This window comes from Enterococcus sp. AZ188 (genome assembly GCF_050544075.1).
Lineage (GTDB): Bacteria > Bacillota > Bacilli > Lactobacillales > Enterococcaceae > Enterococcus_D > Enterococcus_D entomosocium.
In genome coordinates, this window is record NZ_CP172943.1 from 2,442,103 (window position 1) to 2,464,100 (window position 21,998).

A 21,998-nucleotide genomic window follows, 5' to 3' on the forward strand; every position below is an offset into this window, starting at 1 on the left:
AACGTATCGATCAAAGGATCGATACGTTTTTTGCTTTAGGCGTTTCCTTGACGTTTTTGAACGGCAATAATAATCAGTTTTGTGATTTCCATCAAAACAACTGCCACAGCAGCCATTGCGATACATAGACCGACATGTCCTAAAGTGAAGGTTGCTGGAATCGCAAAGACTTCACGGATGCCAGGAATCAAGGTAATGCTGTATAGTCCACCACAAACGACGATCGCCAACCACACCATTTTATTGGCAAAAAGGCCAGCTTGCCAAGCAGTCTCGGTATTTGAGCGTGCTGGCAATGTTTGCAATGTCCGGCTCCAGATAAGTGTTGAGAAGGCCATCGCTACACCTAACTCAGGTGATTGGCTCATCCCTAACCATTGTGCCAAAATCACGACAGCGGCAATCAAAATACCGCGATACGTTACTGAGATCAAAGTTTTTCCAGTGAAGATACCTGCATTTGGATCTCTAGGCTGACGTTGCATGATGGTTGGTTCGGCTTTTTCCATTCCCAGAGCAATTGCTGGTAATGAGTCGTTGACTAAGTTGATAAAGAGTAGCTGCAAGGCAGTAAATGGATTGTCCCAACCCATCACTAAGGCAAAGACGATCGCAATGATCGCACCTAAGTTTCCAGCAAACAAATACGAAATGGCTTTTTTGATGTTGTCAAAGACGTTTCGGCCAACTTCTACGGCACGAATGATCGAGGCAAAGTTATCATCCGTCAAGACCATCGCCGCTGCATCTTTGGCAACGTCCGTTCCGGTTCCCATTGCGATCCCGATATCCGCTTGTTTCAAGGCGGGTGCATCATTGACTCCATCTCCGGTCATGGCAGAGATCTTGCCTTTGTCTTGCCAAGCCCGCACGATACGGATTTTGTTTTCCGGCGAAACACGAGCATAAACCGTGATTTTGTCTAATTGATCCGCTAGTTCGGTTTCAGAAAGAGAATCCAATTCCGTACCAGTCAAGGCTAAGTCGCCCTCAGCTGAAATACCGATCTCTTGTGCGATCGCCACGGCTGTCGTTTTGTGGTCCCCTGTGATCATCACTGTTTTGATACCGGCAGATTTGGCATCTGCTACGGCTTGTTTGACTTCTTTACGAGGAGGATCGATCATTGCCATCAAACCAACCAAAATCAGCTCGTTTTCATCCTCAAGTGTCAATTCTCGTGATTGGGCATCGGTCAATGGACGGTAAGCAAACGCCAAGACCCGTAATGCCCGTTTTGAGAATTCTTCGTTTTGATGCTGCAATTTATTTCTGATTTCATCTGTTAAAGGCACGACTTGATCATCGATCAAGACTTTGTTACTGCGGCCAAAGACGATGTCTGGACCACCTTTGGTCAACAACAAATGTTCGCCATCGATCTCATGTAAGGTGGACATCAATTTACGATCAGAATCGAAAGGCAATTCTTGTAAACGAGGAAACTGTTGACGAATCGCCCGATATGGCTGATTTAGTTTCTCACTGTAATCCAGAAAAGCAATTTCAGTAGGGTCTCCTAGCTTCGCCCCATCTTCACTGATGGCAGCATCATTTGCCAAGACACTGATTTCTACCAAGCGTTTTTCAGGCAATGTCCAGGTAGTTGGCTCATCGGGGAACGTGCCCGTTTGTCCATTTGGTAAATAGTAGTCAACAACGGTCATTTTGTTTTGGGTCAAGGTCCCTGTCTTATCTGTACAAACGATACTCGTTGAACCCAATGTTTCAACCGCCGGTAGTTTTCGAATGATGGCATGACGCTTCGCCATTTGTTTTGTTCCGATCGAAAGGACGATCGTCACGATCGATTGCAATGCTTCTGGAATCGCTGCTACGGCTACGGCTACCGCAAACATAAAGGCGTTGACTAAGTCTTCCGTCATATCACCTGTTCCGTCACCTAAGAACAACCGTGCTACTTGAACCCCTAAAATAATCAATGAAAGGACCAAGATCGCCAAGCTCAGTTTTTTACTGAAGCTGTCCAATCCTCGTTGCAATGGCGTTTTGTGTTCAACCGTACTTTCCAATAAGCCAGCCACTTGACCGATTTCCGTCACATTACCAGTCGCGGTTACGATAAACCGACCACGCCCATAAGTGACGATCGTTCCACTGAAGACCATGTTGTCACGGTCGCCGATCGGTGCGGTACGATCGATCACACCTAATTCTTTTTCCGCTGGCGTTGATTCCCCAGTCAGCATTCCTTCATCGACCTTCAAAGAACCCTCTTCAATCAATCGACCATCTGCTGGTACATAGTCCCCAGCTTCTAAAATAACGATATCGCCGACAACCAATTCTTTCGCCAGCACACTTTGTTCTTTGCCATCCCGAATGACGTTAGCATCCGGTGCCGACAAGCTTTTCAAAGCGTCTAACGACCCTTCGGCTTTTTTCGTTTGAATCACACTGACGACGGAATTCAACAAGAGTACTGCAAAGATAACGATCGACTCAACGTGGGCACCCATAACCATTTGGATGATTGCCACGATCAGCAAGACGATCACCATCGCATCTTTGAAGGTATCTAAGAATAAGGCAAAGCTTGATTTCTTAGGTGCTTCCTTCAGCTGGTTCAGGCCATTTTCTAACCGCTTGGCTGCCTCTTGCTGCGTCAACCCCTCTGGACTGCTCTGGACCTCTGCCATAATTTCCGAGATTTCTTTTTGATACATTTCTTTCGCCAATTTTTTTGCCCCTTTTAATTTTATTTTCCTTAGGCACTCTGCTAGAAAAAAAGAGACCTAAGACAAGTATACGCTTGTCTTAGGTCTCACCATTTCAAATAATACCAGAAAGCTGTCGCCAGCTTACTTACTGTTGATATTATCGCAGCTTGCGCCACCGGTTACTCCCCTAAGGAATAATAATAAGAATGTATCATTATCATAACGGAAACTGTTGTTCTTGGCAACTATAAAACATCAATTTGAAAATTTTTTGAAAACATTCTTTTTGTTCCCATTCCTTTTTTTCTGTTACACTAAAGAAGAAAGAAATTTGTACGTTACAGGAGGAAAAACGATGGATCTTTTTGATACTTTTACCCGCCACAGCTCTGTCAGAGATTTTCAACCCCGGCCACTATCAAAGGAACTCAAGCAAAAATTAGTGACGGTTGCCCAAAGTGGTTCCAGTTCGAACTTTGTTCAAGCTTATTCTATCATTGAGGTCAGTGATCCTGAAAAACTGGCTGCCATCGAAAAAATTGCCGGTGCCCCAAATTACATCACTCGAACGGGGGTCTTCTATCTTTTTGTCGCCGACTTACATAAGCATCAGCAGCTGCTGACCCAAGCAGGGTTGCCGGATACCCACTTAACCACGATGGAACCGTTTATTGTGTCTGTCGTTGATACGACGATCGCTGCCCAAAATATGGTAGCATATGCTGAAGCACAAGACTTAGGAATTTGCTACATCGGCGGCATCCGCAATGATTTGCCTCGTATCGCAGAACTTGTCGGCTTACCAAAATTGACGTTTCCGTTATTCGGCTTGACGATCGGTTATCCGCAACATAGAAATGAGCCGAAAGTCCGCTTGCCTCAAGAAGCGATCGTAAGTGTCGATCAGTATCAACCGCTGACGCAGGAGCAAACAGCCCAGTACAACCAAACGACGGAAGCCTATTATGCACAGCGCAGCAGCAATCAACAGCAAACCAATTGGCAAACGAAAATGACGGAATTTTTCCGTGAACCGCGACGTCCAGATGTCGCTGCCTTTATGAAGCAACAAGGCTTCTCAGACCACTTCGGCGAATGAGGACACTAATCACCACGGGAAAATAAAAAACGATCTTTGGCAAGGAATCTTGTCAGGATCGTTTTTTTGCTTGGTGTAAAAAATCAGGTTCAGGCGGCTCTTGTATCTTTGTCGCGCTAATTAACGTGCGGCTTCTTGTGCGGTTTCGTTGACGGCAACTGCCTGCTCACATTTTTCCATTAATTCTACGAATGCTTTATCTAACACGACTGCATTTTCGGAGGTTCGCTGACTGATTTGCGTCATAGGTTGCGCCGCAAGATCCAGCAAATAGGTAGGGATTGCTTCTTTTTCAGAAAAAGTGCCCTTGATCAGCGGCTGGTAGACAGACTCGCCACAAGGTCCAGTTTTGATAAAGGCTAGTTCGAACTGCGCCTTCCCTGACAAGCGCAACCGATAGAACCCTTCATTGGTCAGCAGTTTTTCATCGGTAAAGCGTGCCTGTAATCGTGCAAAGCGTTCATAATCCATGGTATCTGCTCCTTTTTGATTCCTTCTTTCCTCTAGTGTAGCAAATTTCTTGTTAGCAAAACATCTTTTTCATAGAGAACGCACCCCCTTTTTCCTCGTCTGGCGATTTTCCACTTTACAAACAGAACAAACGTTCGTATAATTCAAGTGAGGTGAATGCGTATGCCAGCTGCAAAAATCGCTTATGCAAAACAAGAAACCTATGCATTTGAAAAACACTATTATGAATTGGTAAACTTTCCCACACCAGTGGCGCTTTTGTTTGATGAATTCGCATTGACGATGGAGCGCAATCAAAAATCATATATTGCGATCCCCGCGCGCTATTCCGTCTTAAAGGTTCCGCTCGTCTTTGTTTTTCGACTAGAGACTAAGGATGCGCCTGTTTATTATTATGAGCACGTACTTGCTGAAAATAAGATCATTCGCCGCTACAACCCCGAGCGTAACTATTTACCCGGTGGAAGATAGACAAATGGTTCGATACGTTTGCTTAGATAAGCGGATGCTCTCTCCTGATGAAAATCATGGGTAGCAGTTCGAATGTTTGTCATCAAAACAAAACCCCTCTATACTAAAAAGAAAGGGGTTTTTCACAATGACGAAAAAACCGCCGCAAACGTCTGAAGAAAAAGAAGCCGCTTCTAACAATATGGGATTGGGGATCGGTGTCGGAATGGCCTTAGGTGCTGCATTTGGGATGCTGTTTTTTGACAACCTGGCATTAGGCATGGGTTTAGGCATCGCACTAGGTGTAGCGATCGGTGCCGGTATGGATCAAAAAAGCAACAAAGACAAGAAATAGCTGAAGCAAAGAGCTGTGTTTATCTGTCACAGCTTGCTGCCCAGTAAATACAAAAAAAGCCTAGGTTCTGCACTTGTTGTACAGGACCTGGGCTTTTTTGCTACTTCGAGCAATTTTCTCGAAAACAGTTGCTTCACAGTTGGTTACAGCAGATTTCTTTTCGCCATTTCCGCGCGATACAGTTCATAAACCGCATCACTTTGCTTTGCATGACTGCGGTAAAAGAGCCCATAAGAGAAAATCGCTTGGAAATTGCTTCCTTGATTTGCTCGTGCTACAGCGTGGTACAAATTCGCCAACTGCTGATCAGACATCTTCCCGCTTTTGATTTGTTTGGCAACTGCTTTTTGAGAAAGGGTAAATAAAACCGTCGTAAATACTTGATAAACCACCCAAATCGCCAGAATGACCAAAATAAATTTCACCAAATCAGGCATCACTTTTCAACTCCTTACAAAAAGTAAATCATTCGGATGATTTGATGTCAATAATAAAATAACCCAACGAAAATAAAATATTTATTTCCCAAAGTAATAAAATAGCAGTATGACAATGATTGAAACAATCAGTCGTACTGCTATTCCTTTATTACCTCTATTCATCTAAGTATTAATAAATCGACTCAGCTAAAAAAAGAATAGACGGTATCAATGTCTCTTTATTTCGCCAAACGGTAGATAGCATCTGCATAGATCACCGCTGCGTTGAATAGGTCATCCAAGCTCATGAATTCATTGGCTTGGTGCATGGTGTCAACATAGCCTGGGAACATTGCGCCATAGGCAACGCCGCGTTTCAATAGACGGCCGTATGTGCCGCCGCCGATGATTTGTTCAAAGCCTTTTTCGCCGGTATGTTCTTCATAAACCGCCAATAAAGTTTCTACCAATGGATCATCTGCTGGCACGTAGTGAGGTTCCATGTTGCGGTCATTGCGAGTAACGGTGGCCCCTTCCATACCGACGGTGCGTTCCACACCGATTTCAAGTCCTTCCGCAGTTACACCTTTAGGATAACGGAAGTTCAAGGCGATAAAGTTGTCTGCTTGCGTTCCTGCTTGGTTCGCTTTAAAAGCAAACAAGCCAGCATTCATAGTTAATTTACCCATTTTTTCGTCTTCGTACGCCACACCTAATTTTTCACCGTAGAAATCTTCATGGACATAGGCTGCTGCTGCATGGATGAATTGTTTTGCGCCGCCGCCAAAGGCATAGTTATCTAAGAAGACAGCTAAGAAGGTTCCCGCATTGATTCCTGATTGTGGGCTGGCACCATGGGCACCTTTACCGACTAATTCGATCGTCACTTGTTCATTTTCTGTTTCAATTGTGCCCGTCACTGGATTGGCTTCAACGTAATCGAAAAAGGCTTTTTCGATCGCTAATGCTTCTTCTGTTGATGGAGCAATGAAGCTTGCCGTTGCCGTTCCTGGTACCATATTTTCTCGCAAGCCAGCAGTGAAACTTTGTAGCGTGAAGTCTCCTTCATTGTTGCCTTGGAAATGGATCCCTAATGTCACATTTCCTTTTTCTCCATTGATGATTGGGAAATTGGCATCTGGCGAGAAGCCAAAATCAGGCTTTTCTTCATGCTCAAAGTAGTAATCCATATCTGCCCAGCCGCTTTCTTCATCAGAACCAACGACAAAACGGATTTTTTTCGATAATGGCAAGCCCAATTCTTTAATGATTTTCATCCCATAATAGGCGGCCATTGAAGGACCTTTATCATCAGAAGAACCACGAGCATAGATTTTGTTGTCATTGATGACTGGATCATAAGGATCGGTTGACCAGCCGTCACCTGCAGGAACAACATCCATGTGACCGAAGATCCCTAATGTTTCGTCTCCTTCACCAAATTCGATGTGACCAGCGTAATTATCGACGTTTTTGACTGTGAAGCCATCACGTTCGCCATAAGCTAGCATGTGTAGCAACGCATCACGAGGTCCAGGACCAAATGGCGCGTCCGCAGTCACTTTATCATCTTCTCTTTCACTTTTCACTTTCAATAGATCAATCAAGTCGTTCAGCAAATCGTCTTTGCGGGCTTCGACCTCTTTTTTCCAATCGATTGTCATAGTGTTCCCTCCATTTCTGTTCTCGCTATTTATGATAACACTCTTAAACCAAAAAAGGAAAAAAAATTGCGCCTTTTTCCATGGGTCTTTTCTATGAAATTTCTAGGAAACAGGTATAATAAATATAACTCGATTTTGATTAACGAAAGGAGTCATTGCATGGAGCAACTTGATTCTGCGATTTTATCCAAAGTGATCCAACAGCGCCCGACAAAAAGCCACAAAGGTACCTTTGGCCGGGCCGTTTTAGTAGGGGGCAACCGCCAATTCGGTGGGGCGATCTTAATGGCGGCGCAAGCCTGTGTATATGGGGGAACTGGTTTGACCACTGTGATCTCCGATGGCGTCAACCGAACCGCCCTGCACGCCCGCTTGCCTGAAGCGATGTTTGTCGATTGGCAGCAAACAGAACTGATCGATACGGTCACCGAATCGGCGGACGTCCTACTGATTGGTCCCGGATTAGGAGAAGGAAAAAGCAATTTTGATCTGCTGCAGCGGATCGTTTCTGCCCAAAAAGAACACCAATGGTTGGTGATCGATGGTTCGGCGATCAATTTGGCTGCCAAATATCCGCTGATCATCCCCTTTCCTGAACAAGTCGTCTTCACGCCGCATCAGATGGAATGGCAACGGCTCAGCGGACTGGCAATTGCCGACCAGACCGAAGAAAACAATCAGCAAGCCCAACAAAAACTCGGAAGTCTGGTGGTCTTAAAAAGCCATCGCACGCAAATTTACGGTAGCAGCATCGCCCAAAATCCCCTAGGAACACCCGCAATGGCGACCGGCGGCATGGGGGATACGCTGGCAGGCATGATCACCAGCTTTTTGGCACAGTTTGAAAAAACAGAGGAAACGATCCAAGCGGCTGTCTATCTCCATAGCCTGATTGGCGAAGACTTGGCAAAAGAGCACTATGTCGTGTTGCCGACACAAATCAGTGCCGCATTGCCTCAATGGATGAAAAAGCACCAAGCATCTGATCCCGAATGATTTCTTATAAACCATTCACCAAAAAAACGTCCCTTTCTGTATTTGTCGAAAGGGACGTTTTTTCCAATGGTCAGTTAATTGTTAAAATAAACCACTCGCACTTCATACGGCGCCAAGGTTGCTGTTGGAGGAACTGCTTGATTGGTCTCTAAATCAACGACTTCTTTGATCAAGTGTAGTGTCTGCTCTTTCTCAGAAAAATTCATGATGAAAAAGTACGTTCGTTCTGGACTGATCCTGCCTTGGATCGAGACTGCAGGATTGGCATGCGCGATCCTTTCCTCTGCCAAGGACAGCTCACGGACCAAAGAGGCATAAAACTGTTCGAAAAAGTCATAGTTGGTGCGAGCCGCCAGATAGTAGGCGGTGCCTGCACCAAAGGTATGTTTGGTGATCGCAGGTGTTCCTTGGTAAAAATCCGCTTGATACACCCCTAGTACCTCCGCTGTTTCGGCTTCGATGATTGCAGAATAGTCCCGTGTTTCAAAGGGCTGTCCTTGAAAAACCACTTGATTGTGTTCAGTGTCAAAAAGAGTTTCCAGCTCCAGCACGTTGATGCCTAATAACCCTCGCAACGGCTGTGGCAAGCCCCCCAGATACAACAGGTCGGTTTCATTGACCATGCCGCTAAAGTAACTGGAAATCAAGGTACCACCAGCTTCCGTGTACTGGCAAAGTTTTGCCATCGTCTCCGAGGTCATCAAGTAAAGCATCGGAGCGATCACCAACCGATAGTCAGAAAAATCTTGCTCTGGCGTCAAAATATCGACAGCGATGTCTTGTTCCCAGAAATAACGATAATGCTCCTGCAACGTTTGCGGATACCGTCTGGTTGGTCGACCAAACCCGCCGCCTCGCTTCAATGCCCAGTTGCTTTCCCAGTCAAAAAGGATCGCCACTGCTTTTTTTCTTGTGGTTCCTTGAATCTCTTTGATTTTTTCCAAGCGCTTGCCGTAAGCCGCAACTTCTTTGAAGACCCTATTCTCCGTGGAATCATCATGTCCCACGACTGCCCCATGGAATTTTTCTGAATTGCCGCGGGATTGGCGCCATTGAAAATACAAGGTACTATCTGAGCCGTGAGCGATCTGCTGCATGGCACTCAACTGATGGACACCAGGCTTTTTCGCTTTATTGAAGGAATGCCAGTTAACAAAACTCGGCGTGCATTCCATCACTAAAAAGGGCTGTTTCTTCAAAGACCAGTACTGGTCATGCACATAGGCAGATTTCATTGCTGTCGCTGTCAAAGATTCAAAGTTGTTGTTCCAATCAGGGTAACTATCCCAGCTAACGATGTCCACATGACGAGCAAACTTGCTGTAGTCAATGCCTTCCAAAGGAATAAAGTCTTGGGTAGCATGTCCTTCCGCCATAAAATTCGTCGTCACAGGAATGTCCGGTGTCAGTTGGCGAATCGGCGTACATTCATGCAAATAAAAATCGATCGTCCTATCTGTAACAAATCGTTTCCAATCAAGATCCATGCCATGCACTTTGTGTTCTCCTAGAGGCGAAGGCGGTAAAACCTGCGACCAATCGGAGTACGTACCACTCCAAAAAGAAGTCCACCAGGCATGATTCAACGTGGCTAAATCACCATATTTCTTTTGCAGCCAACTGCGCCAGTTTTCTTGACAATAGGAGCAAAAGCATTCCCCAGAGTACTCATTGGAGATATGCCACATGGCTAATGCCGGATGCTTGCCGTAACGTTTTGCCAACTGCTGATTGATTTGCGTTACCTTTTCCCGATAGATCGGTGAAGAGTAACAATGATTGTGGCGAAACCCATGGGTATGTTTTTGCCCTTGGGCGTTGGTCCGATTGACTTCGGGATACTTTTGGCTCAACCATTGCGGACGCCCACCGCTAGGAGTGGCTAAAATGACTTTGCCGCCGATGCCATGGATCTTATCAAACACACGATCCAACCAGTCAAACTGATAAACGCCTTCTTGCGGCTCTAAGGCACTCCAAGCAAACACCCCTAATGTGACGGTGTTGACATGGGCTTGCTGCATATAAGCAAGATCCTTTTGCAAGATTTCTGGATAAGCCAGCCATTGATCGGGGTTGTAATCCCCGCCATGCATAAACTGCTGATCAAACAATTGATTGCTCATCATTCTGCTCCTTTTTTGGCATGTAAATGGTATACAAATGATTGAAAATCGCCAGTGACTTGCGCCGTTCCATGGTTGACGGCATTAAACTGATAGGGTTTACGCAACCCTAATTGCCTTAACAGCTGACCAGAGACGGGTTCGCCATTGACCTGATACACCTGTTGGCCATCGAGAAAGGCTGCGGGCAAAAAGTCTTCCGCCGTCGGATTGGCTTGTGCCAACACGCGAAAGAAAGCAACCAATGCTTCTTCATTTTGCGGATCATACACCGCCCAAGTTTTTTCATTGGCATGTTCCAACTGCTGCAGCTGATAAAAAGTACCAAAGGTCAGCAATTGCCGCTGCTTTTTATAAAAAACGATTTGGGATTTGATCGCCTGCTTTTCAGCTTCAGACAAGTGAAAGAGATCGAGTTCATACCCCAATGGCCCAAACATTGCGACGGTTTGCCGAAAGGCTAAAGAAGTTGCCCGGCCGACTTGGTGGTTTGGTACCGCCGACACGTGATTGCTGAAGGAGGACAACGGATACCCTAGCAACGTTCCGCTTTGGATGGCTAAACGTTCCACTGCATCACTATCATCACTAGGCCAAATCTGCGGACTGTAAAACAAGATCCCCAAATCGTATCTGCCCCCGCCGCCAGCACAGCCTTCAATCAAAAGGGTCGGAAACGCCGCTAAGATTTTTTCATATAAGCGATAAAGGCCTAAAATATAACGATGATAAAACTCCGTCTGAGAAATTCCCTGTTCCGCTAAGTAAGGAGAGTAAGCTTCCGTGATATTGCGGTTCATATCCCATTTGATGTAATCCAGCTTGGTTTCAAGGATCACTTTTTGCATCGCTTCGAAAATTGCCTCGACCACTGCTGGATTGGCAAAATCCAACACGTATTGCCCGCGCCCCACAGAGATCCGCTCATAAGGATGCTTGACTACCCACTCAGGATGCTCTTGGTACAACTGACTATCTGGCGAAACCATTTCCGGTTCAAACCAAATCCCCAGCTGCAGCTGCATGGCATGAATTTTCTCAGCAAAAGAGCCGATTCCTTTTGGAAATTTGGCAGGGTCCGCCACCCAATCGCCTAATGAACTGCGGTCGTTGTTACGTTTTCCAAACCAACCATCATCCAGCACAAAGCACTCCATCCCTAACGCCTTGCTTTCTTGGGCTAAGGTCAACAGCTTCTCTTCATTAAAATCAAAATAAGTCGCTTCCCAGTTATTAAAGACGATCGGCCGCTGCCGCTTTTGCCAATAAGGGGCAATCACATGCTTTTCGATAAATTGGGCGGATTCTTGACTCAAACCATTCAGGCCAGCAGCGGTGAAGGTGAAGAGACATTCCGGCGCTTCAAAGGTTTCTCCTTGTGAAAGCTGCCAGCTGAAATGTTCAGGATGTATCCCCAACATCAATCGAACGTTGTCCCATTCATCCATTTCTGCTTGCGCCAAAAAGTTACCAGAATAAATCAGGTTGGCACCGTAGACGTGACCAGTGTCATTGGTGGCTTGCTGTTCTTTTAAGGCGACAAAAGGATTGTGCTGATGACCAGACGCTCCTTTTAACGAGCCAACACTGATCGTCCCTTGGGTCAAAGGGACCGTCTTGATATGCCGTTCTTTCAGCCATGCGCCTGAAAGATGCAGCAGTTCAAAATCGCGATTTTTCAGCTCCAAGACACCACTCAAAAAGCGCTGGATGGTTCTAGGCTTGCTTCCCGTATTGGTCAGTGTCTGCTGCCTCGTGATGGTTCCTGATCCTTTGAAGATCGTATAGGTGATCGCCATTTCCAGCTGTCGCTCTTGATCTACTAATTCAAAGACGATGCTTTGGCTTTCATCGGCAGCCGCGAAGCTGGCTGGTTGCGCCAGCTTTCGTTCTTTGCCCTCAAAACAGTGAAAAGCCACAAGTTTAAAATCAACATAAAGTGGGGTTTCTTCCTCAAAAACCGACACTACCCCTTCTCGAAAATCAGAAGTCCCATACGTTGGCAATTCTTGAAAACGGTCTGCCAAGGTAAAAAGATTGTCTGCTTCAAAAAATTTGACGGTTCCTGCCGATTTATTCTCTTTTTTCTCAAGGTACGCTTGATCAAACGGCGCCAGTGTGCCTAGAGATGGCCCAAAATAGATATGACCCAGTTGCTGATTTGGTAACACATTTATGATATAACTGATTTTTTCATTGTATAAGTGAAAGAGTTGTTCGTTCTTTATTTCTATCATTGCTATCCTCAATTTTCCCCATTTTTTTCATTTGTCCCTGCTCGTTGACAAGCTGCTTCAAGATAACGCAAGCGTTTTTTGACACCACGATTGAAAAAGAATTTGTAAAACAGCGCCGCCAACATAAAGCTGTAGGTTGTTTTCTGCTGCTCAAAACGGCTTTGTTCCGAATACGTGACTTGCAGCTTCCCTTTTCGTCCTGGAGCAAAACTATACCGTTGATCGATCACTCCTTCTTCATGGGTCGTACAAAGCCACAGCGCATCCGCGGCAATTTTTTTGACCGTCATAACGGCTGGTACCATCCGCGGAGCGGTTTTGGTTTGAATCATCGTTTCAATACGGCAACCTTCCCCGAACGGTTCTTGGGCTTGTTTGGCTCGAAAGAATTTCTCTTGTTCCGCCAATAACACACTGGAAAAATCCGTAGATGTGGTATTCATTTGATAACTACAAGACAATGTATCGGTTCTCATCACAAATTCCTTTCTAAAGGGTGCGCGTATTGCATTCCTTTCCGTTTCTGGGCTTATCTTTCTTCTACCCTTTGATTGATCGTCTCAGATGTCGCTTGTTCATTTAATGCCGCTTCCGCTTTTTCTTCTTTCAAGTAGCCGCGATCCATTACGATCAAGAATGGCACCCAGATCAAGGTCATTACGGCAACCGTCACTAACTGTAAGATTGCGCCGGCAACAGAACCCGTGCCTAACCAACCAGATAAGAAGACCGGGGTCGTCCAAACCACCGTTGCTCCGATTGGTCGTGGCACCAAGCCTGCGGCAATCGCAAAGTAAGAGATCGTCGTACTAGCTAATGGCGCTAAGATCCATGGGACAAAAGCGATCGGGTTCAGGACGATAGGCAAACCAAAGGTCATCGGTTCAGATACGTTGAAAACAGATGGCGCGATCACGGTCTTCATTAATTTTTTCATCCGAATCGAACGAGCGATAAAGAAGGCCATCGTAATCGAGATCCCCAACTGCATTCCTTGATTGACGAACACGCCCATAAACGTAGTGTTAATGATATGGGGCAGTTGTTCAGCTCCCGCTTTGTAGGCTTCATAGTTTTCGATCGCTAACGCATTCATGATTGGATCGATCACCGCATTGACCACCAAGGTACCGTGAATCCCAAACCACCAGAAGAATTGGGTGAACAAGACGGCAATCAGTACTGCTGGCAACGTACCGCCCAAGCCCATTAATGGTTTTTGCAGAATCTCATAAACGAAATCAACGGCATTGCCCCATGAAGTAAAGGTGAACAAGTAGCGGATCAAATTGAAAAGGAACAACGGTGCCGCCCCAGGAATGATGGCGACAAATGATTCTGCGATCATTGGCGGAACCGAATCTGGCATTTTGATCGTCAGCCCAGCCGCACTGATTTTGCAATAGATCTGCGTAGCGATAATGGCCGTGATGATTCCGACAAACATTCCCTCAGCCCCTAATTTCGACAAGGGGATCACTGTACCTAACTCTTCGGATGAGCCAAAAGGCAGCAGCATCAAAAACGAAGACAGTGAGATGGCACCCGCAAATAATTTGGCTTGTCCATATTTGCCAGCCAACTGATAGCCGATCCCAAAAACAACGAAAATAGCGGTGATACTCATGGTCGCATTTCCGATAGGACCAAAAAAGTCGTTTAGAAACGTGATGAATCCCTCTGGAAGTTTTTCCGAGAGTCCGAAAGTAGCAGGCAGATTTTGAATAATAATCATAATTGACGCAAACATTGTCGCAGGAAAAGCGACCATAAACCCATCACGCAGACTTAACAAGTATTTGTTGTTGGCAATGATCTGAGCAAAAGGCACCATCTTTTCGGCTAATTTATCAATAAACTTCATTTCGTTTTCTCCTTTATTTTTAACTGTAAACGTTTACTACAATCAGTATAGTTGTTTAGTTAATGTTTACACAACCCCTAAAATAAAAAAGATCAGACGTCACTGATCTTTTTCGGCAATCGATTCTCTAATGATCAATTCACTGCCACAAACGACGCGAACCGGCATCGTCCGCACCCCAAGGATTTTATTTTTCGCTAATTCGACACTCATCTGTCCCATCTCTTCGGCTTTCATCTTGACGGAGGACAGTGCGGGCGTCATAAATTGCGCCATTTCGATATCATCAAAACTAACGACTGACACATCTTTAGGAATCAATAGCCCCGCTTCAGCGAGTGCCTTGTAAACCCCGACTGCCATAGGATCGCTGGCAACGACGATCGCTGTGGGGCGAGGATTCATTTGCGCGATCTGCTGACCAAAATGCAACCCAGTCTCCGGTGACCATTTCCCCTGCAGCACGGTTGTGAACTTTTCCAATTTGTTGAGCAGCATCCATTGGCGGTAGTTTTCTGCTCGAATCTCTTGTTCATCGTAAACGACTTCGCCAGAAATCGTCACTCGGCTGGCAACACCGCCAACAAAGGCGATATGCTCATGGCCCTTCTCTTTTAACATCGTGAGGATCTGGTGGGTCTTTTGGGCAAAATCGGTTTGGATGCAATCGTAGCTGGGTGCTTCACTATAATTATCCACGAGGATAATATTGGCATTTTGCTGACTGATCTCTGCCAAAGCATCGCTGGTCATCTCTCCAATAATAATGACTGCGCCATACTTCGCCAATTGTGCCAAATCTTTTTGAGGCTCCCGCATGGAAAAGGCCCGAATCGTTTTTAAGCGCCACTTCGCCGCTTCCTTTTCGATCCCATTGCGGATCATCATAAAGTACGGATCGTTTCTTTCCGACTCTCGATCGTGGCGGGTAATGATGGCAATCGTGTTTTGGTCGCCGACTTCACGGGAATGGGGCTGATTTTTTTCTTTTGAATAGTTCATTTGGTTAGCGATCTCAATGACTCGTTGCCGCGTGTGTTCATTGATACTGAAGGTTTCATCATTGTTAAGGATTCTAGAAACACTTGCTACCGACACCCCGGCTAATTTCGCGATATCTCTCATACTTGCCATAGCTGCACCTCATCTGTTTACTGTTTACTAAATTTACATTCAGCATAGGCATAATTTTTGGCCCTGTCAACCTTCTTTTCACAAAAAAACCGAAACTCCTTAGCTTTTCACTAAGGAAGTTTCGGGATACCCATTTGTTTTCTATTTGAGCGCTTGGTCACAGAGCACGACATTGACTAAATACAAGGTGCTGATTCCTAAGACCAATAAGTAGACTGGACCAAACAGCAAAAAGGTCAAGACAAGCGTCACTGTTGCTAAAAGATGCGCCAGTACTCGTTTGGGTGAACGAGCAAACTGATAAAAACTATAAAACAATGAGCTGGGCTGCTGCGGATAGGTGTGAAGCAGACTCGTTTGATAAAGTAAGACCAAGCAAAACAAGCCAAAGGTGAACGCTAACGCGTAACTAGCGATCTGAAACAGCGGGTGCTGCAAACGGCTAAAGATAAAGCTGTCCGCCAAAAGCAGCAGGAAGAATAGACTGAGCAAACGGTCTTGCCCTTTTCTTGTTGTCCACTGTTGATGAAATGCCTGCTGAAAACGAGCTTTGCTGCTTGCCTCCAAGCCATCGTTCCGCAGTTCCGTCAACGTCTCGATCAATGCTCGACTAGCGGTGGTACTGGTGATCAAAGGCAAGGAATACAACAGCCACATGCCTTGTAAAACCAGTAAATGCGGAAGCCAGTTGATGCCAGTCAACAGCGCTTGGTTCAAGCGTTGCGGGGTAACTTTTGTTCTCATCCTTTGGAACCTCCCGTCAGATCCATTCCCTCAATAAAGGAGCGTTGTGCGAGGAAGAATAGCAAGATCGTCGGCAATAGCACAAGCGTTGCTCCTGCCATCAAGTAGTTCCATTGGGTCGTTGATTGGTTTTGGAAGACTTGCAGGCCAATCTGCAGCGTGTACTTTTCTTGATTTTGAATATACAGTAATGGTCCTAAGAAATCATTCCACGCCCCATTGAAGGAGTTGATGGCAATCGTGATCAGCGCGGGTTTCGTCAATGGGATCATTAGATGGCTCCAAATATAAAGATAATTGGCGCCATCGATCTTAGCGGCTTCGATCAATTCATTGTTGACGGACAAGTAAAACTGCCGCATCAAGAAAATGTTAAAGGCGTTGCCGAAAAACGCTGGAACGATCAGCGGCAGATAGGTGCCAACCCAGCCGATTTTGGAAAACAAGACATATTGCGGGATCATCGTCACAAAGCCAGGAATCATCATCGTAGACAAGACGAGGGCAAAGATCAGATTTTTTCCTGGAAAGGCCAATTTTGCAAACCCATAAGCAATGAAGGAATTTGATAAGACATTCCCGAAGACCACTAAGACGGTAATGAATAACGTATTTTTTGCATACTGCCAAAATGGAAAGGCGTTGATAGTCTCCAAATAATTGCCAAGATTGATTTCTTCTGGGAAAAAGGTCGGCGGGTAGCGCACGATCTCCTCCATCGGTTTCAATGACGTAAAGACCATCCACAGCAACGGGATCAGCAGCACGATCCCGATGATCGACATCACCACATAGCTGATGATTTTTTTGACTCGCTGTTGGCTTGATTTGCTTCGTGTTTTTGTCGTCATTTCCATTAGCTGCCACCTCCGGTATAGTGAACCCAGCGTGGTGCCAGCTTGAGATTGATAAAGGTCAAGACTAAGACGATCAAGAACAAGATCATCGACATGGCCATCGCATAGCCCATATCAAAGGCGACGAAGGCTTTGTTCCACATATGCAAATTATAGAAGAGCAGCGAATTTGCAGGACCGCCGGTACCATTTTTGGTCATCACGTATGCTTCTTGGAAAATTTGAAAAGAACCGATCGTTGAAGTAATCACATCATAGAAGATGATTGGCGTGATCAAAGGGATCGTAATATTTTTGAATTTCGCCCAGACTCCCGCCCCATCGATCTCAGCCGATTCATACAGCGTCGGTGAAATATTTTGCAAGGTAGCTAGATACAAGAGCATCGCGCCCCCTGAACTCCAAATCTTCATCAAAATCAACGCTGGTTTCGTCCATTCTGGATCAAACAGCCATGCCGGACCTTTGATATTGAACCAGCTCAAGAAGGTATTGATCAATCCTGCGGAAGGAGATAATAATTGCATCCATAAGACGTAGACGGCAACCCCTGAAAGGATCGCTGGTAAGTAAAAGGTCGTTCGGAAAAAACTGATTCCGCGGATTTTTTGATTCAATAACGTGGCTAGAAAGACACTGAACAACGTGGTTAAGGGAACATTGAAGAGTACAAAATACGCCGTGTTATAGAGAGATTTCCAAAACAGGGTATCTTGCGTAAACATGCGGGTAAAGTTCTTAAAGCCGATAAAATTCATTTTCGAAGTCAGATTGTAATCGGTAAAGCTTCCTACGAAGGAAAACAGCATGGGCCCTAACATAAACACCACGAACCCAAGCAAAAATGGTGCTACGAAGAAGTAGCCCCAAAGAGCTTCTTGCCGTTTACTTTTTGAACGCTTCTTTGGCATTCCTTCCACTCCATTCTATTTTTACTCATTGTTTATTCAAGAAAACATGTCCGCTTCGCAAAGCAGAAAGCAAAGCCCAGTCCGCTAACCGACTGGACTTTCCTTCTTTTTTAAAAACGCTCGTTTTGAAATTTATTTGTTTTGCTCAACGAGATCTTCGACCGCTTTTTGCGCATCTGCCAACCCTTCAGCCGGTGTTTTGCTGCCCAGCATGATTTGGTCGATCTGTTCATTGACAAGACTGCTGAAATCAGGAGCTGTCAATGGTACAGGTGTGATCACCGTATTGGCAAAGTTTTCATCTGCCATTTGGTAGATCATTTGGCCGTTTTCATCTAGATTGTCGTTGTTGACCAAGTTTTCGTTGGCTGTTCGATTCGCCATGATATCAAAGCTTTTCTCACCAAATTTCTCTTGAACTTCTGGTGTCGACAAGTATTTGATAAACTCATAGGACGCTTCAGGATCTTTGGCTCCGTATGGCACTTCTAAGACGAACCCGCCACCCCATGACCAGTGACCAGAACCACTTTCTTTTTCAGGAATTTGAATGACCCCAAATTCAAAGTCATCCGGTGCATTTTCCGCTAAACTTGAGTAGTAGTTGATGTTTTGCGCACGCATCGCCACTAATCCAGAAATGAATGGATCGGCAACACCTGAACCAAATTCAGCTTCTAACCGATTGATGGTATCTTGCCCATAATACTCTTGCCAGTCTAAGATCCATTCCAACGCTTCCACTTTGTTGTCTGTATCGATTTTGACGTTCTCATCCTTGTCAAACCAGCTGACGCCATCGTCGGCATTCAAGGCCCACACGTCAGCGCCTAAATTCCACAATGGGTAAAAGCCGATCCGCTCAAAGTCATCACCGTTTTTGACATCTAATTTACGAGCAACTGTTTCTAACTCCTCCCACGTTTGTGGCAGTTGCTCTTCACTGATACCAGCCTCTTTAAAGAGTGTCTTATTGTAGAAAATCACTTGCGTGTCTGTATTGAAAGGAACCGCATACGCATCCCCTTCATACTCCACCGTATCCCATAATTGCGGATAAAATTCATCAGAAAAGCCTTCTTCGATATACTCGCTTAAATTTGTTGCTTGCTGCGCTTCTGCCCGCTGAGCAACAGAATTAATATCTTGTACAATAACATCAGGCGGATTACCAGCAGTGATCGACGACAGTGATTTTGTCCAAATATCGCCCCAAGGCTGGTAGCTGTATTTGACCTCGATTTTATCTTGTGACGCATTAAAATCATCAATAATTTCTTCAATTACTTCTTGTCTTGCACCAGACCCCCAGAAGGACCAAAAATCCAACGTCGTTTTGCCATCTGCTGACTCATTCCCCGAGGAATCAGCGGTTTCGCTATTGCCACATCCTGCCGCCAGTACACCAACTGAAAAAAGCAAAGTCCCCATATAAAATAACTTTCTCATTTAACCTAACCTACTTTCATTTATTTTTAATGTACTATTTAAAAGCTATCACTACTTCTTCTTTTCAGCAAACAAAAAGCATCGTTATTCGAATAAAAAAATAACATTTTTACCGTTTCACGATAAGAAGAGCGTTTTCTTTGAAAATTTAAAAAAAGTGGGGCATCATAGAAATAGCACCTATTTTTCAACCTCTCGTTAGATCATTTGAAAAACGATGTTTATAGAAAGGGAGTAACCACATGCTAGTCATTGTCGATATGCAAAACCAAATTCTCGATGAAGAGAACGAAGCGTATGTGCCAGATAGCGCCGCTCTCGTCAAACGAATCGCCAAGCGCCTAGAACAAGCGCGGGCGAATGGGGAGTACATCTTACACACCCGCGACATCCCAATCGAAGTCAAAGGAACGCCTGATGAAGAAGCCGCTGCCCTGCAGCTTATCCCAGAACTTAAGCCTCTCGAAAATGAAAAAGTCGTAAAGAAATACTATTACAGTATTCCACCTGAAGTCTTGATCGACATCAAGAAAAATCTATTTAAGCCTGAAGAAGAAAAGAAAATCGAAATCACCGGTGTTGAAACCAACATCTGCGTCCTTTCCAATACGATCGAGATCCAAAGCGCCTTTCCTGACGCTGATTTCACCATCAATAAAACATTAGTCGCCGGTAAAAATCACGAGTCGCAAGGACTCGACATCTTACGAGACTTCAATGTCCAAATCATTGATGGAACAAAATAAACCAATGACCAATAAATAACGAAAGCTCCCTGTTCAAGGAACAGAGAGCTTTTTCAATTTAATTATTCATTCAATTCATTGAGCCATCTAATAGCTCGGTCGGAATTTCAATCCGAACCTCATTTTCTGTCTGACAGTTTGGACATACGAAGGTTCCTTCGATGGCTTCCTTCACTTCCCCGTAAGTATAATGAATAGCGATTTCATCTTCTGCCAATTCATTCGTTTCCAACGGTGGTACCATGGTTAATTGCCCCTCGCTGTCTTCTTGTAAATGAACGACTAGCTTCCCATCAAAGTTTTCATTGCAATTGGTGCAGGAAGCTTTTCCTCGAATCGTTAGATCCATGATCATCCCTCCTCATTTCTTGTCACTGGTTGATGCAGGTTCCAGTAGATACTCGTAACACATGCATGCTTCACTTTAATAGTGTCACGCTTTCACTTTTTTAGCAAATCATCTGTTTTTCTTTTTTTAAACCATTGATGAAGAAAAATCCTAATCAACCGTTTTGAGCGTTTTCGTTGTCAAATCGTTAAAATCCTTGCAGAATTAACTTATCTGTTACTGAAAAGTAAAAACATGTTGTTGGAAAAATTAGTGATTGTCCGAACTTATCTGAACAAACAAGGAGGAAAAATGATGCAAGCAGTAACCTGGCAAGGAAATCAAAAAATGGACGTTCGCCGTGTAGAAGATCCAACGATTTTAGAACCGACGGATGCGATCATCCGAATCACCGCAACTGCAATCTGCGGCTCTGATCTCCACCTTTACCACCATGGCGGCTCGGTTTTGGAAGAAGGCTATGTCGTTGGTCACGAACCAATGGGTATTGTCGAAGAAGTCGGCAGTCAAATACAGAAACTAAAAAAAGGCGACCGCGTCGTCATCCCTTTCAATATCGGTTGCGGTCACTGCCACTTTTGTCAAAATGAGATGGAAAGTCAATGCGACAATTCTTCAGAAGATACATTGTATGGCGGCTTATTCGGTTTTGGAAAAATGAACGGCAACCACTGGGGCGGTCAAGCCGAATTCTTGCGCGTACCGTTCGCAGATTTCACCTCGTTTATCGTACCTGAATCAACGATCCCTGATGAAAAAGTATTGTTTTTATCTGACATCTTACCTACAGCATATTGGAGCGTCCAAAATGCCGGCGTCAAAAAAGATGATACCGTGATCGTCTTAGGCTCAGGACCAGTTGGCTTGTTTGCGCAAAAATTTGCTGTGATGGCAGGCGCTAAGCGGGTGATTGCCGTGGACCCTGTTGCTCATCGTCTAGAAAAAGCCAGCAGCTACAATCAAGTCGAAACATTCCAATTGGATGATCTGGCTACTAGTGCCGATGAATTGTATGAGCTGACCAAAGGTGGCGCTGATGTGATCATCGACTGTGTTGGGATGGATGGTTTAGAACCCGTCAAAGAAAAAGCCAAAAATCTAGTCAGCTTGCAAAGTGGAACAATCTCACCGATCCAGATGGCCGCCAAGGCAGTCAAAAAATTTGGTACCGTCCAAATCACTGGCGTTTACATGACACCTGCTTCTTCTTATCCATTGCAAGAATTCTTTATGCGCAACATTGATGTCAAACACGGGCAAGCACCTGTGATCCATTTGATGCCAAAAATTTATGATATGATCTGTGACGGTTTGTTTGACCCGTCACAGATCATCACCCACACGATGCCTTTAGCAGATGCTGCCAAAGCGTATGAGATTTTTGACAAAAAAGAAGACAAGAACATCAAAGTTGTCTTGAAACCTTAGCACAAATAAAGGAGCAGT

20 protein-coding genes are annotated in these 21,998 nt (G+C 44.9%); 6 read left to right on the forward strand and 14 right to left on the reverse strand.

All coding sequences use genetic code 11. The features are described from left to right. Positions 1–35 precede the first annotated feature (35 nt). Complete coding sequence (locus IGI86_RS11355) at positions 36–2,687, reverse strand: cation-translocating P-type ATPase (protein ID WP_430617950.1); 2,652 nt, start codon at positions 2,685–2,687, stop codon at positions 36–38. A gap of 349 nt (positions 2,688–3,036) precedes the next feature. On the opposite strand from IGI86_RS11355, the gene IGI86_RS11360 reads away from it, so the two are divergent. Then, complete coding sequence (locus IGI86_RS11360; protein ID WP_008378980.1) at positions 3,037–3,780, forward strand: NADPH-dependent oxidoreductase; 744 nt, start codon at positions 3,037–3,039, stop codon at positions 3,778–3,780. Positions 3,781–3,900: 120 nt separating this feature from the next. Here IGI86_RS11360 and IGI86_RS11365 read toward each other — a convergent pair whose 3' ends face one another. Further along, positions 3,901–4,251: a hypothetical protein gene (locus IGI86_RS11365; protein ID WP_086316395.1), complete on the reverse strand. Its 351-nt coding sequence runs from the start codon at positions 4,249–4,251 to the stop codon at positions 3,901–3,903. A 162-nt stretch (positions 4,252–4,413) separates the two neighbouring features. On the opposite strand from IGI86_RS11365, the gene IGI86_RS11370 reads away from it, so the two are divergent. Both IGI86_RS11370 and IGI86_RS11375 read left to right on the forward strand, forming a co-directional pair. Next, on the forward strand, positions 4,414–4,722 hold the full coding sequence (locus IGI86_RS11370; RefSeq protein WP_008378984.1) for a DUF5960 family protein: 309 nt from the start codon (positions 4,414–4,416) through the stop codon (positions 4,720–4,722). Positions 4,723–4,849: 127 nt separating this feature from the next. After that, on the forward strand, positions 4,850–5,056 hold the full coding sequence (locus IGI86_RS11375) for a hypothetical protein (protein ID WP_008378986.1): 207 nt from the start codon (positions 4,850–4,852) through the stop codon (positions 5,054–5,056). 143 nt (positions 5,057–5,199) lie between these two features. On the opposite strand, the gene IGI86_RS11380 is transcribed toward IGI86_RS11375, so the two are convergent. Then, positions 5,200–5,493 carry a hypothetical protein gene (locus IGI86_RS11380; RefSeq protein WP_008378988.1) on the reverse strand — a complete coding sequence of 98 codons (294 nt, stop codon included), beginning with the start codon at positions 5,491–5,493 and terminating at the stop codon, positions 5,200–5,202. Positions 5,494–5,714: 221 nt separating this feature from the next. Continuing rightward, positions 5,715–7,139: a dipeptidase PepV gene (pepV, locus tag IGI86_RS11385; RefSeq protein ID WP_008378990.1), complete on the reverse strand. Its 1,425-nt coding sequence runs from the start codon at positions 7,137–7,139 to the stop codon at positions 5,715–5,717. A 159-nt stretch (positions 7,140–7,298) separates the two neighbouring features. Between pepV and IGI86_RS11390 the strand changes: the two genes are divergently transcribed. Continuing rightward, the gene (locus tag IGI86_RS11390) at positions 7,299–8,135 is read left to right on the forward strand and encodes an NAD(P)H-hydrate dehydratase (RefSeq protein ID WP_008378992.1); all 837 of its coding nucleotides are present in this window, start codon (positions 7,299–7,301) and stop codon (positions 8,133–8,135) included. A gap of 74 nt (positions 8,136–8,209) precedes the next feature. Here IGI86_RS11390 and IGI86_RS11395 read toward each other — a convergent pair whose 3' ends face one another. The 9 genes from IGI86_RS11395 to IGI86_RS11435 form a co-directional block, all read right to left on the reverse strand. Beyond that, positions 8,210–10,264, reverse strand: coding sequence for a beta-galactosidase (locus IGI86_RS11395; protein ID WP_430617301.1), 2,055 nt, complete (start codon positions 10,262–10,264; stop codon positions 8,210–8,212). Continuing rightward, positions 10,261–12,498, reverse strand: a complete 2,238-nt coding sequence (locus IGI86_RS11400; RefSeq protein WP_430617302.1) for an alpha-galactosidase — start codon at positions 12,496–12,498, stop codon at positions 10,261–10,263. Before IGI86_RS11400 ends, IGI86_RS11395 begins: the two co-directional genes overlap by 4 nt. A gap of 8 nt (positions 12,499–12,506) precedes the next feature. Next, positions 12,507–12,974 carry a hypothetical protein gene (locus IGI86_RS11405; RefSeq protein WP_086373180.1) on the reverse strand — a complete coding sequence of 156 codons (468 nt, stop codon included), beginning with the start codon at positions 12,972–12,974 and terminating at the stop codon, positions 12,507–12,509. Positions 12,975–13,027: 53 nt separating this feature from the next. Beyond that, positions 13,028–14,362, reverse strand: coding sequence for a PTS sugar transporter subunit IIC (locus IGI86_RS11410; RefSeq protein WP_015509292.1), 1,335 nt, complete (start codon positions 14,360–14,362; stop codon positions 13,028–13,030). 99 nt (positions 14,363–14,461) lie between these two features. Continuing rightward, positions 14,462–15,496: a LacI family DNA-binding transcriptional regulator gene (locus IGI86_RS11415; RefSeq protein ID WP_429967278.1), complete on the reverse strand. Its 1,035-nt coding sequence runs from the start codon at positions 15,494–15,496 to the stop codon at positions 14,462–14,464. Positions 15,497–15,637: 141 nt separating this feature from the next. Continuing rightward, complete coding sequence (locus IGI86_RS11420) at positions 15,638–16,240, reverse strand: hypothetical protein (RefSeq protein ID WP_429967279.1); 603 nt, start codon at positions 16,238–16,240, stop codon at positions 15,638–15,640. Further along, on the reverse strand, positions 16,237–17,097 hold the full coding sequence (locus IGI86_RS11425) for a carbohydrate ABC transporter permease (protein ID WP_430617303.1): 861 nt from the start codon (positions 17,095–17,097) through the stop codon (positions 16,237–16,239). Before IGI86_RS11425 ends, IGI86_RS11420 begins: the two co-directional genes overlap by 4 nt. Next, the gene (locus IGI86_RS11430) at positions 17,097–18,008 is read right to left on the reverse strand and encodes a carbohydrate ABC transporter permease (protein WP_005234717.1); all 912 of its coding nucleotides are present in this window, start codon (positions 18,006–18,008) and stop codon (positions 17,097–17,099) included. Before IGI86_RS11430 ends, IGI86_RS11425 begins: the two co-directional genes overlap by 1 nt. A 132-nt stretch (positions 18,009–18,140) precedes the next feature. Beyond that, positions 18,141–19,457 (reverse strand): ABC transporter substrate-binding protein, encoded by a 1,317-nt coding sequence (locus IGI86_RS11435; RefSeq protein ID WP_008379010.1) that lies wholly within the window; start codon positions 19,455–19,457, stop codon positions 18,141–18,143. A 242-nt stretch (positions 19,458–19,699) separates the two neighbouring features. On the opposite strand from IGI86_RS11435, the gene IGI86_RS11440 reads away from it, so the two are divergent. Further along, positions 19,700–20,203, forward strand: coding sequence for an isochorismatase family cysteine hydrolase (locus tag IGI86_RS11440; protein WP_008379012.1), 504 nt, complete (start codon positions 19,700–19,702; stop codon positions 20,201–20,203). Between the two features lie 70 nt (positions 20,204–20,273). Here the strand turns inward: IGI86_RS11440 and IGI86_RS11445 are convergent, their stop codons facing one another. Beyond that, on the reverse strand, positions 20,274–20,558 hold the full coding sequence (locus IGI86_RS11445; protein WP_005234711.1) for a hypothetical protein: 285 nt from the start codon (positions 20,556–20,558) through the stop codon (positions 20,274–20,276). Positions 20,559–20,846: 288 nt separating this feature from the next. Between IGI86_RS11445 and IGI86_RS11450 the strand changes: the two genes are divergently transcribed. Beyond that, positions 20,847–21,980, forward strand: a complete 1,134-nt coding sequence (locus tag IGI86_RS11450; RefSeq protein ID WP_430617304.1) for an alcohol dehydrogenase catalytic domain-containing protein — start codon at positions 20,847–20,849, stop codon at positions 21,978–21,980. Positions 21,981–21,998: the final 18 nt, after the last annotated feature.